Genomic DNA, 13,147 nt, shown 5'->3' with positions numbered 1-13,147 from the left:
GAGACCGTAGGTGCGCCGGCATTAAAAAGATAGATTTCAAAGTCCCTCTTGATAATTTGGTGCTTAATTTATTACCTACGCAGACGGTGAACCTTTACGGCCACCGAGCCTTTAACCATCATCCAGTAGTAGTCGATGGTTGAACAATACATGAGGAGAAAACCAACGTGACATTAAGACTTGAAGATAAACAGGCCATTGTTGCGGAAGTTGGAGAGGTTGCAAAAAATGCGTTATCAGCAGTCACTGCTGAATATCGTGGTTTAAGTGTAGGGGAAATGAGTCAATTACGCTTACAAGCACGCAGTTCTGGAGTGTATTTACGTGTCGTGCGTAATACCTTGGCGCGTCGTGCTTTAGAAGGTACAGGCTTTGCGTGTTTACAAGATACGCTGGTAGGTCCTTTACTTTTGGCGTTTTCCCAACAAGAGCCAGGTGCAGCAGCGCGGCTTATTCGAACATTTACTAAGCAAAATGAAAAATTGGTCGTTAAGGCAGTTGCCTTTGATGGTCAATTACTAGCAGTGAATGAACTCGAAAAACTCGCGAATCTTCCAACCCGTAATGAAGCAATTGCGACATTGATGGCAGTTATAAAAGCACCGATTACTAAGTTAGTGCGTACACTGGCTGAACCACAAGCCAAACTGGTACGTACATTGGCTGCTGTGCGTGATAAGCAACAAGTAGCCGCATAATGCGCTGTAGATACTCACAGCAATGGGATTTTTGGCAAGGCGCCGCGACAATGAGCAACCGGAGTGTATTAGACATACATGAGGATTGCGAGTCGAGCGGTAACACAGACAAAAATTCAAGTGCGAAGAGTATAAGTTAAAGTTATTTTTTTGGAGTGATTAATATGAATGCTAAAGCAAAAGAAGATGTATTAGATACAATTTCTAACATGAGTGTCATGGAAGTTGTTGATCTTATTAAGAATATGGAAGAAAAATTTGGTGTTTCTGCAGCCGCCGCTACAGTCGCCGTGGCAGCAGCACCTGGTGCAGCAGCGGCAGCGGTTGAAGAAAAAACCGAATTCAATGTTGAGTTGAAAGAAGTGGGTCCTAATAAGATCAATGTGATTAAAGTAGTGCGCGAAGAAACTGGCCTTGGCTTAAAAGAGGCTAAAGATTTAGTTGAATCAGCACCTAAAGCGGTCATTAAAGAAGGTATGTCTAAAGCAGATGCCGAAAAGCTTATCGCTAAGCTTACAGAAGCTAAAGCTGTAGGCGAAATGAAATAAGTTTTATAACACTAAAAGAATGCTCAGATTTATGCTGGGCATTCTTTATGTTATGAAACTAGTTTCTAAGCATATATTTTTAATCTTTAAATGTGCAGTACATTATATAAGATTTGGATTTAAGACGATGTTGGTCGTAGGACGTAGGGTTAAATAGGGACTAAGAGTGAGATTGAAGTTCTATAATTCACTGAAATTGTGTAAAAAATAGACTTTAAAGCGTTATCAATAACCAACATAAACATAGGCCCAGACATAATGGGCGCGATTTTTCTTTATTTATTCTGTTCTCTAACTAGGTGAACTTTAGATGGTAATTCGGACATCCCCAGCAACTGAGCAAACAAATACCCCTTATTCATTTACTGAAAAAAAACGTATTCGTAAAAATTTTGGTAAACAAGCGACCATAATGGAAGCGCCCTATTTATTAGCGACGCAAATTGAGTCTTATCATCGATTTTTACAAACAGATACCTCGCCGGATGCGCTAGAAGATGTGGGACTTAATGCCGCATTTAAATCTATATTTCCTATTTCTTCTTATTCTGGTGGCGAAGCTACGTTGGAATATATTAATTATCGAATCGGGCAACCGCCTTTTGATGTTAAAGAATGCCAAGCCCGCGGTTTAACTTACGGCGCTCCTTTACGTGTAAAAATGCGTTTAATTATTTACGATAAAGAAGCAGCGCCAGGTTCAACAAAGCTCAAGTATATTAAAGAACAAGAAGTTTACATGGGCGAGCTGCCATTGATGACTGATACAGGAAGTTTTGTGATTAATGGAACGGATCGGGTGGTAGTTTCACAGTTACATCGTTCACCCGGTGTGTTTTTCGAGCATGATAAAGGTAAAACGCATTCTTCAGGTAAATTGTTATACGCGGCGAGAATTATTCCGTATCGCGGTTCTTGGTTAGATTTTGAATTTGATCCTAAAGATAATTTGTTTGTTCGTATTGATAGACGACGTAAATTAGCCGCAACCATATTATTACGCGCATTAGGTTATACCTCAGAAGAGATATTAGAGTTATTTTTTAGTAATAATGTCTTTCATCTAAAGGGTGAGAAGGTTGTTTTAGATTTAGTGCCCGAACGTTTGCGTGGTGAAATAGCGAGCTTTGATATTAAAGATGCCAGTGGCAAAGTGATTGTTGAGCAAGGTCGGCGTATTGCGGTAAGACAAATTCGTGAAATAGAAAAAGCTAAGATCAAACACTTAGAGTTACCGATAGATTACTTGATTGGCAAAACATTGGCCAAGCCTATTATTAATGCAGAAACCGGCGAAATTTTATTTGAAGCGAACACAGAATTAAGTGCAGATACTGTCAAAAAATTAATAGAAGCACAGATAGAAAAAATAGAAACCTTATATACCAACGATTTAGATTCGGGTGCTTATATCTCTACCACCTTACGTATTGATCCAAGTCACAGTCAGCAAGAAGCATTGGTAGAAATTTACCGTATGATGCGTCCGGGTGAGCCACCCACTAAAGAAGCTGCGGAGGCTTTATTTAAAAATTTATTTTTTGTTTTGGATCGTTACGATTTATCTGCAGTAGGACGGATGAAGTTTAATCGTCGCTTAGGCCGTGAAGAAATTACTGGGTCTGGTACCTTGACCAAAGATGATATTGTGGCTGTGTTACGCGCATTGATCGAAATACGTAATGGTAAAGGCGATGTGGATGATATCGATCATTTAGGCAATCGTCGCGTACGTAGTGTCGGTGAAATGGCCGAAAATCAATTTCGTATTGGTTTAGTGCGTGTTGAACGAGCCGTTAGAGATCGTTTAAGCGTGGCTGAATCTGAAAATTTAATGCCGCAAGATCTTATTAATGCTAAGCCTATCTCAGCGGCAATCAAAGAGTTTTTTGGTTCCAGTCAATTATCGCAGTTCATGGATCAGGTGAATCCGCTCTCCGAAATTACGCATAAACGTCGCGTATCTGCCTTAGGGCCTGGCGGTCTAACCCGTGAACGAGCAGGTTTTGAAGTTCGAGACGTGCATCCTACGCATTACGGTCGTGTTTGTCCGATTGAAACACCTGAAGGACCGAACATTGGATTAATCAATTCTTTGGCGGTGTATGCTCGAACTAACCATTATGGTTTTCTTGAAACACCGTATCGTAAAGTTGAAAATGGTAAAGTAACCAAAGAGATTCAATATTTATCGGCCATTGAAGAAGGTAAATATGTCATTGCGCAGGCCAACACACGTCTTGATGGCCATGGTAAGTTGATCGATGACTTAATTCCTTGTCGGCATCGTAACGAGTCGATGCTGACGACCGCAGATAAAGTCAATTATATGGATATTTCACCGGCCCAAGTTGTTTCGGTGGCAGCCTCTTTGATTCCCTTCTTAGAACATGACGATGCAAACCGTGCATTGATGGGTTCGAACATGCAACGTCAAGCGGTGCCTACCTTGCGTACTGAAAAACCTTTAGTGGGTACCGGTATGGAACGTAAAGTAGCGGTAGACTCCGGTGTGGTTGTAGTGGCTAAACGTGGCGGTTTTATTGATTCCGTTGATGCAGGTCGTATCGTCGTTCGTGTTGATGATAAAGAGGCAACAGCAGGCACGGCCGGTGTCGATATTTACAATCTGACAAAATATACGCGCTCTAATCAAAATACCTGTATTAATCAACGGCCTTTAGTAAAGAAAGGCGATATGATTAAGAAGGGCGACGTTATGGCGGACGGTCCTTCTACCGACTTAGGTGAGTTAGCTTTAGGGCGTAATCTGCTGGTAGCTTTCATGCCGTGGAATGGATACAACTTTGAAGATTCTATTTTGATTTCTGAGCGGGTTGTTTCTGAAGATCGTTTTACCACGATACATATCGAAGAATTAACCTGTATTGCACGTGACACTAAATTAGGGACCGAAGAAGTTTCATCCGATATTCCCAATGTTGGCGAAAGTGCTCTCTCTAAATTAGATGAGTCGGGTATTGTGCATTTAGGCGCTTGGGTAGAAGCCGGTGACATATTGGTTGGAAAAGTAACACCTAAGGGTGAAACGCAGTTAACACCTGAAGAAAAACTATTACGCGCGATATTTGGCGAAAAAGCGTCGGATGTAAAAGACAGTTCGCTACGTGTGCCTTCTGGAATGCGTGGTACAGTCATTGATGTTCAAGTATTCACGCGAGATGGTTTAGAAAAAGATAAACGCGCGTTAAGTATTGAAGAAATGGCTTTAGATAAAATTAAAAAAGATTTATACGACGAGTTTAGAATTTTAGAAAATGATTGTTATCAACGTCTAGAAACCTTATTGATCGGTGCTACGGCGAGCAATGGACCGAATAAATTAAAGTCAGGTAGCAAAGTTACCTGTGAATATTTACAAAATCTGGCTAAAGATCAATGGTTTTCCGTCAGCTTGCGTGATGAAGCGGCTAACCAGCAATTAGAAGCCGTTGCCAAACAGTTAGAAGCGGCACGTCTCGCATTAGATGAGAAGTTTGAGAATAAACGAAAAAAACTAACCCAAGGTGACGATTTAGCACCTGGCATACTTAAGATTGTTAAAGTTCATTTAGCCATCAAGCGTTGTATACAGCCCGGAGATAAAATGGCCGGTCGACATGGTAATAAGGGAGTTATTTCTACCATCATTCCCGTAGAAGATATGCCCTATATGGAAGATGGCACACCGGTTGATATCGTTCTTAACCCTTTAGGCGTACCATCACGTATGAATGTGGGTCAGGTGCTGGAAACGCATTTAGGTTGGGCAGCAAAAGGTTTAGGTATCAAAATTGGTGACATGCTGGATGCGCAAAAAAATATTAAAGAAATTAAACACTTCTTAGGGTCTATTTATAACGACACGAAAGAAACGGCACAAAAAGTAGATTTAGACAAATTATCGGATGAGTCTGTTGTTGAGCTGGCGCAAAATTTACGTCACGGCGTGCCTATGGCAACACCTGTTTTTGATGGTGTGACCGAAGCGGAAATTAAACGCATGTTGCGCTTGGCTGATTTGCCAGAATCAGGACAAACCACGCTCTATGATGGTAGGACCGGCGAACGTTTTGAACGACTTGTTACGGTGGGTTATATGTACATGCTTAAGTTGAATCATTTAGTCGATGATAAGATGCATGCACGTTCTACTGGATCGTATAGCTTAGTCACTCAACAACCACTGGGCGGTAAAGCGCAATTTGGTGGTCAGCGGTTTGGTGAAATGGAAGTTTGGGCGTTAGAAGCTTATGGAGCGGCTTATACTTTACAAGAAATGTTAACAGTCAAATCGGATGACGTTGCCGGTCGAACCAAGATGTACAAGAACATTGTTGATGGTGACCATCAAATGGAAGCGGGTATGCCAGAATCATTTAACGTATTAGTCAAGGAAATACGCTCCTTGGCAATTAATGCAGAATTAGAAACCAAAGATTAACCTGAAGTGGGGACTATAACCTTGGCTACATCTAAACCAAAAGCAGACACTGTAAAGTCAGAGCTTGAGCAGGCTACGACGATTGCATCCGAACTAGTGAAGCCAGAGCCCGCTCAAGAAAGCTTGGCGAGCATGGCGGAAGCGATCGAGTCGAACGCAAACAATGAAAGAAACAAAGTATTTGCTGATAAACCGTTGATGTCGGATTTATTGGGAATATTGAAGCAAGAAGATTATTTGGATGAGTTTGATAATATTCGTATCTCCTTAGCTTCGCCGGAAATGATTCGTACTTGGTCTTATGGTGAAGTTAAAAAACCAGAGACCATTAATTACCGCACTTTCAAACCTGAAAGAGATGGTTTGTTTTGTGCAAAAATCTTCGGGCCGATTAAGGATTATGAATGTCTATGTGGTAAGTACAAGCGGCTTAAACATCGTGGTGTGATTTGTGAAAAATGCGGTGTTGAAGTGGCATTGACTAAAGTACGACGTGAGCGTATGGGTCATGTCGAACTGGCAAGCCCAGTCGCCCATATTTGGTTTTTAAAGTCTTTACCATCACGTATCGGTTTATTACTCGATATGACATTACGCGATATAGAACGCGTTCTATATTTTGAAGCATTTGTGGTCATAGAGCCAGGCATGACAACCTTGGAACGTGGTCAGCTTTTAACTGATGAGCAATACTTAGAAGCTATCGAAGAACATGGTGACGAATTTGATGCGCGTATGGGTGCCGAAGCCATACAGCAATTACTGATCACCTTAAATATGAAGGAAGAAATCAATACCTTACGTGAAGAGATTCCCAATACCAGCTCGGAAACCAAATTAAAAAAATTCTCCAAACGCTTAAAACTGTTAGAAGGATTTGACCAATCCGGTAATAAACCAGAATGGATGGTGTTAACCGTATTGCCCGTACTCCCACCTGATTTACGTCCTTTAGTACCTTTAGATGGGGGACGTTTTGCGACGTCGGATCTGAATGATCTTTATCGACGTGTGATCAATCGTAATAACCGTCTTAAGCGTTTATTAGATTTGAACGCACCCGACATTATCGTGCGTAACGAAAAACGTATGTTGCAAGAATCAGTAGATGCGTTATTGGATAACGGTCGACGTGGTCGTGCTATTACTGGTAGTAATAAACGACCATTAAAATCTTTGGCGGACATGATCAAAGGTAAACAAGGTCGATTTAGACAAAATTTACTGGGTAAACGTGTCGATTATTCAGGTCGTTCGGTCATCGTAGTGGGCCCTACATTAAAATTGCATCAATGTGGTTTACCGAAAAAAATGGCTTTAGAGTTATTTAAGCCTTTCATTTTAAGTAAATTACAATTCCGTGGCTTAGCGTCTACGATCAAGGCTGCTAAGAAAATGGTAGAAAATGAGTCTCCTGAAGTTTGGGATATACTCGAAGATGTGATTCGTGAACATCCGGTCTTATTAAACCGAGCACCTACCTTGCATCGTTTAGGTATACAAGCATTCGAACCTATATTAGTCGAAGGCAAGGCAATCCAGTTGCATCCTTTAGTTTGTACCGCTTATAACGCGGACTTTGACGGTGACCAAATGGCGGTACACGTTCCATTAACCATCGAAGCCCAACTAGAAGCGCGTACGTTGATGATGTCGACTAACAACATTTTATCTCCCGCGAATGGCGAGCCGATTATCCTTCCGACTCAGGATGTGGTGTTAGGACTTTATTATTTAACGCGAGACAAAATCAATGCTAAAGGCGAAGGCTTAATTTGTGCCGATGTTAACGATGTGCGTCAGTTGTATGATGCAGGCTATGCAGATTTACATGCCAAGATTAAAGTGAGAATAACTGAAGTGTTATTCGATGCGAAAGGTGAACGTAACGAGTCGGTTAAGCTAATTGACACCACCGTGGGTAGAGCTTTGTTACGTGAAACGCTGCCAGATGGCTTACCTTTTTCTCTAATTAATAAAACACTGAATAAAAAGGCAATACTAAGTCTTATCAATGAATGTTATCGACGTTTGGGTTTGAAAGCGACGGTTATTTTTGCTGATAAATTGATGTATACCGGCTTTGGTTATGCCACACGTGCCGGTATTTCGGTAGGGATTGAAGATTTGATCATTCCTGAAAATAAAGCCGCAATTATCGCGGCCGCTGAAACCGAAGTAAAAGAAATTGAAGCGCAATATGCATCCGGTTTAGTCACGCAGGGAGAACGTTACAACAAGGTGGTTGATATTTGGTCGCGTACCAATGATCAAGTGGCTAAAGCGATGATGGAAAAATTAGCCACCGAAAATGTTACGGCTGCTGATGGTACTATTGTATCGCAAGAGTCATTTAATCCAGTGTATATGATGGCAGACTCAGGCGCCCGGGGTTCACCCGCGCAAATGCGTCAGTTGGCCGGTATGCGAGGTTTGATGACTAAACCGGACGGTACCATTATTGAGACACCGATTACGGCTAACTTCCGTGAAGGTTTAGACGTATTGCAGTACTTTATTTCTACACACGGTGCGCGTAAAGGTTTGGCGGATACCGCACTTAAGACCGCTAATTCCGGTTATCTGACCCGACGTCTGGTTGACGTAGCTCAAGATATGGTGGTTACTGAAGATGATTGCGGAGCGACCTTAGGCATTGCTATTACTCCCCATGTTGAAGGTGGAGAAATCATGGTGCCATTACGTGAGCGTGTATTAGGCCGCGTATTGGCTGAAGATGTTAGCTTGCCAGGTAGTGACGATATTGTGGTAAATAGAGGAACCTTATTAGATGAAGATTGGGTCAATATCTTAGAAGAGCGAGCAGTGGATCAAGTTAATGTGCGTTCGCCGATTACCTGTGAAGCTAAATATGGTATCTGTGCTGCCTGTTACGGCCGTGACTTAGCGCGTGGTCATTTAGTGGGTATTGGTGAATCAGTCGGCGTTATCGCTGCTCAGTCGATAGGGGAGCCCGGTACACAGTTAACCATGCGTACCTTCCATATTGGTGGTGCGGCTTCGCAGGTGGCTTTGGCTAATCATATCCAAGTGAAATCTAAGGGTCGCATTAAATTGCATAATATCAAGCTCGTCAAACACAATGATGGGCATTATGTGACGGTCTCACGTTCAGGTGAATTAACGCTGTTGGATCCTCAGGGTCGTGAAAGAGAACGTTATAAGCTGCCTTATGGTGCTGCTATTAAAGTTTCTGACGGTACCGAAGTGGTGCCAGGGCAATTAATTGCTCAATGGGATCCACATACGCATCCCGTGGTAACGGAAGTAGCCGGCTATGTTAAGTTTATCGACTTAATCGACGGTATTACCATGAATCGACAAACCGATGAACTTACCGGTTTAACCAGTATTGTGGTCATGGATTCCAAGCAACGTGGCTCAGGAGGTAAAGAATTACGTCCTATGGTAAGACTTACCGATAAAGAAGGTAATGATCTGTTCTTGCCGGGTACGCGTTTACCAGCGCATTATTTCTTGCCGATTAATGCTATTTTGAGTTTGGAAGATGGCGCTGCGGTTGGCGTGGGTGACATTGTCGCACGTATTCCACAAGAAACTTCAAAAACCCGTGATATTACCGGTGGTTTACCACGTGTCGCGGATCTTTTTGAAGCACGTAAGCCTAAAGAGCCTGCCATCTTAGCGGAAATATCCGGCATCATTAGCTTTGGTAAAGAAACGAAAGGTAAACGACGTTTAGTGATTACTGGCAATAACGGCGAAGCGTTTGAAGCGCTAATTCCTAAATGGCGTCACGTGACGGTGTTTGAAGGTGAACACGTAGAGCGAGGTGAAATTGTCGCCGATGGACCTTTAAATCCACATGATATTTTACGTTTGTTAGGGATTAACGCACTGACTAATTATATCGTCAGTGAAGTTCAGGAAGTGTATCGATTACAAGGGGTGAAGATCAATGATAAACACATTGAAGTAATCGTTCGTCAGATGTTACGTAAAGTAAATATCCTTGACTCCGGTGAAAGTCGTTACCTAAAAGGCGAGCAATTGGAAGAATCACGTCTCAAAGAAGAAAATAGGAAGCTGGTTGCTGAAAATAAATTACCGGCACGTTTTGAAGCGGTATTGTTAGGTATTACCAAAGCTTCGTTGGCGACGGATTCCTTTATCTCAGCCGCGTCATTCCAAGAAACGACACGTGTATTAACCGAGGCGGCGGTTACTGGAAAACGTGATGAACTGAAAGGATTAAAAGAAAACGTGATAGTCGGGCGTTTAATTCCTGCAGGAACTGGATTTGCTTATCATGCTGAAGCGCGTCGTCAGCGGGCTGCTAATATATTGGCAAAACAACAACGTTTAACGGCTGCTGCGGCACCACAAATGACAGCGAGTGATGTGGAACAAGCGCTGAGTGAGGCGTTATCTGAGCCTAAGAAAGATGAGAAGTAATACTATCTATCGTTAAATCTTCTCTAGTTTATAAAAAAATGCACTTTACGGTGCATTTTTTTTAATCTTTTTGTAACACTTCCCCTATACATTAAATAGTGAAAATCAGCTGAAGAAAGTTCAGCGCGTTCATTTTTTGTTAATAATCTTCTGCTTTAATTGGCAGATATATCAATTTTTTTGATATGAGATATTAACAAAAAAAGAATAATCCCATGAAAAAGATACTATTTGCAGCTGAAATACACGACCTTAAAGAAAATTTAAAACGACGTGGAAAATCTTTTAAAGCAGGGATGCTTTTATTAGTCGATGCTTTAAAAAACATTGAACTTACAAAAAATGTCAATAATAAAGAAACGAGTCAATTGATAGAAAAATATATAGCTATCATCGTTTGTATTGATGAGTTTTACGAAGAATACACGTCGAAGTTGGATGTTATCACTTCTCTAGATGGAGGAAAGCAAAATTTAAGTGATTTGCTTAGCAAGTATACACAGCTATTGCAGGCAAATATCGTATTAAAAGACCCTTTTCAATCTTTATGTGAGGCAGAACGTTATTCGGTGTGGAAAAATGGACGAGAAGCTTTGGATACGGTGGTTAAAAGCAGTCAATTTGAAGTAACTGGTATGACTGTTAAAAGTAATCAACTTGAAGTGACACAGCAAGAAATTCCTTACCATGATCAGGATCTTTTGGCTGAAGAATATAAAAAGATTAACGATAAAACTTCACCATTCTGGTTTAAGTGGTTATCACCTTGGCAACAAGGTTTTATTCGAGCTAATCAAGCTACGCTATTAAAAAATACTATTCCATCTTCTTTACGTTCTGTCCCTGGGCTGGCGAATTTATCAAAACACGTTTGCCGTATTAACGGTGTTGAAAGCTTAGCTTATTTTCGGCATGCCACGCCAAGGCCGGTGGATTTGATGAATAATAAAGATGCTTACGATGAAGAATACCGCGTAACCTGTTTGAATATGGCCAGTCAGATTAGATTGAGTTTGGAGGAACAAATTAAACGGGCTGGTGCAAAACAAATGAGAGAAGCTGTTATTTTAACGCAATCACTGTTGTCACCCGGAACAGCAGCCGATCTTAAGAGTAAGATTTCTGGACCTAGTGACAATGACACCGAGATATACAAAATGAAGGAGGAGATCGTTGAGCTCTTTCAATACGCATTATCTCACCCTAATAAGTCTGTAGATGAAAAACACGTGCGACTAAAAGTATTATTTTTTAGTTTAAATCAAGCAATTTATTATAAAGATTTTTTAGCCAAATGGGGCCTAGAAACACAACCTGATGGTTTATTTAAATACAAAAACTGTGACCCCTTAAAAATTACCTTGTTATCGACTAATCATCCTCTAAACATATTGCGACGTGGTGGCCCTTATTCCCAGCAAGGTGTAACAAACACGTATAATACAGCCCTATTGCTAGGGGCTATCGGACGCTACTTACATCCAATTTTTTCTGAAAAAGCTAAGCGACATGGAATTTCATTCCAGGAATATAACTACAATCAATTGTTAAGGACACTTAGTCAGTGCGAAGAAGAAAAAATAATCGCAACAGGTGATAAACGAAATTTAATTGAAGTTTTGAATAATTTATTGGGGATTCATCATAAATTGAAATTGGATCCAAATACCTTGCTTTTACTCCATGCAATGCATACGTTGCTGACGACACCATTAGATCAGGGTGGATTGATAGATGAAGATGTGCGTCACAATCAGTTGATGATAAGTGGTGCAGAAGCGATTATTTTGAACTGTCTCAATGGCTCGCTCTGGGTGGCTTGCAAAAGCGGCAAGGACCGCACCGGAATAGCCTCAGCTGCCTATGATGCTACGTTATTATATTATTATGAATATAAAAAATTACCTAAGTATAGCGATAAACAAGCCGATAGAAATGCCTATGTTTCGCAGTTGGAAAAGCTATTCAGCTCAGGCCATCAGCAAGAGGCAGCGGGGCAAAATGCCCCGGGCGCAAAGGGTATCGTTGAGCCACGGATGATTTTACCAGCCGATGTCAAGCTCAGTGAAGATAGCAATGAATTAAATACCTTTTTTGCCCGTTTAAATAAGCCAGCTGATCCAGATGGAAGGAAAATGATGGCCCCCTTATCCTCTCTAAGAAATCTAACCAAAGGACTATTTTTCAAACCAGTAAAAGAGCTAATAGCAGAGATCGAAAGCCCAAAGCCGAAAAGGGGTGGAATCCGGTTAGGAAGTTAAGAAAGGGGGATAAATTTTCCAGTCTGCTTAGATTTAAGATAATTGGAGAATTACGCTAAAAATAATCGGCCATTTTAGATAAGAAAATAAGCCTAAAGCGGGTAGCTATTCTGGCGGTATAGGTTTAAAAAAATACAAAAAAAAGAGTAAAAAATAAGTGAATAAGCCGATGGCGACACTTGACATCTTAGAGCGGTCTCTTTACAATCTCGCACCTCTTCGTTCGATGAAGAAAGTATTTTTTGAGCTTACTGTAACGCCTAAAAAATTTAGTGTAAACGCAACTAAAAACGTGATTTACACTAAAAAAGAAAGTATTCAGACTAAATTTAAGCCACATTTTTGAGTAAAGAGATTACATGGCCACAATTAACCAGTTAGTACGAAAGCCGCGTGTACAAAGACGCGCTAAATCAATGGTACCTGCGTTGGGCGAATGCCCCCAAAAACGCGGTGTTTGCACACGTGTTTATACAGTTACACCTAAAAAGCCAAATTCGGCTTTACGTAAGGTGGCGCGGGTGCGCTTAACCAACGGCATGGAAGTAACGACTTACATCGGTGGTGAAGGTCATAATCTCCAAGAGCACTCGGTTATTCTGATGCGTGGCGGTCGTGTAAAAGACTTGCCTGGTGTTCGATATCACGTAGTGCGCGGCGCTTTAGATACCTCAGGGGTATCGGGTCGAAAACAAGGGCGTTCTAAATATGGTGCTAAACGGCCTAAAGATAAATAAATTAATAGCTAGGAATTGAGTT

General features: G+C 41.2%; 6 protein-coding genes. All 6 read left to right on the top strand.

Going from position 1 to position 13,147, the window contains the following annotated elements:
• Positions 1-167: 167 nt before the first annotated feature.
• The 6 genes from rplJ to rpsL all read left to right on the top strand — a co-directional run bounded on the left by rplJ (position 168) and on the right by rpsL (position 13,125).
• Positions 168-698, top strand: a complete 531-nt coding sequence (gene rplJ / locus AAHH40_RS05570) for a 50S ribosomal protein L10 (RefSeq protein ID WP_342219691.1) — start codon at positions 168-170, stop codon at positions 696-698.
• Between the two features lie 164 nt (positions 699-862).
• Positions 863-1,246, top strand: coding sequence for a 50S ribosomal protein L7/L12 (gene rplL, locus AAHH40_RS05565; RefSeq protein WP_342219690.1), 384 nt, complete (start codon positions 863-865; stop codon positions 1,244-1,246).
• 310 nt (positions 1,247-1,556) lie between these two features.
• Positions 1,557-5,690 (top strand): DNA-directed RNA polymerase subunit beta, encoded by a 4,134-nt coding sequence (rpoB, locus tag AAHH40_RS05560; protein ID WP_342219689.1) that lies wholly within the window; start codon positions 1,557-1,559, stop codon positions 5,688-5,690.
• A 198-nt stretch (positions 5,691-5,888) separates the two neighbouring features.
• Positions 5,889-10,127 carry a DNA-directed RNA polymerase subunit beta' gene (rpoC, locus tag AAHH40_RS05555; protein WP_342220807.1) on the top strand — a complete coding sequence of 1,413 codons (4,239 nt, stop codon included), beginning with the start codon at positions 5,889-5,891 and terminating at the stop codon, positions 10,125-10,127.
• A 215-nt stretch (positions 10,128-10,342) separates the two neighbouring features.
• Complete coding sequence (locus tag AAHH40_RS05550; protein WP_342219688.1) at positions 10,343-12,388, top strand: hypothetical protein; 2,046 nt, start codon at positions 10,343-10,345, stop codon at positions 12,386-12,388.
• A gap of 359 nt (positions 12,389-12,747) precedes the next feature.
• Positions 12,748-13,125: a 30S ribosomal protein S12 gene (rpsL, locus tag AAHH40_RS05545; RefSeq protein ID WP_342219687.1), complete on the top strand. Its 378-nt coding sequence runs from the start codon at positions 12,748-12,750 to the stop codon at positions 13,123-13,125.
• Positions 13,126-13,147: the final 22 nt, after the last annotated feature.

The sequence above is a fragment of the Rickettsiella endosymbiont of Miltochrista miniata genome, assembly GCF_964031245.1.
GTDB lineage: Bacteria > Pseudomonadota > Gammaproteobacteria > Diplorickettsiales > Diplorickettsiaceae > Aquirickettsiella.
This window is presented reverse-complemented; position numbering and strand designations above follow the sequence as displayed.

Excerpts from the sequence above, each read along its gene's own strand:
- rpsL (WP_342219687.1), top strand. The coding sequence starts at position 12,748 with ATGGCCACAATTAACCAGTTAGTACGAAAGCCGCGTGTACAAAGACGC.
- rplL (WP_342219690.1), top strand. The coding sequence starts at position 863 with ATGAATGCTAAAGCAAAAGAAGATGTATTAGATACAATTTCTAACATG.
- rpoB (WP_342219689.1), top strand. The coding sequence starts at position 1,557 with ATGGTAATTCGGACATCCCCAGCAACTGAGCAAACAAATACCCCTTAT.
- rpoC (WP_342220807.1), top strand. The coding sequence starts at position 5,889 with ATGTCGGATTTATTGGGAATATTGAAGCAAGAAGATTATTTGGATGAG.
- AAHH40_RS05550 (WP_342219688.1), top strand. The coding sequence starts at position 10,343 with ATGAAAAAGATACTATTTGCAGCTGAAATACACGACCTTAAAGAAAAT.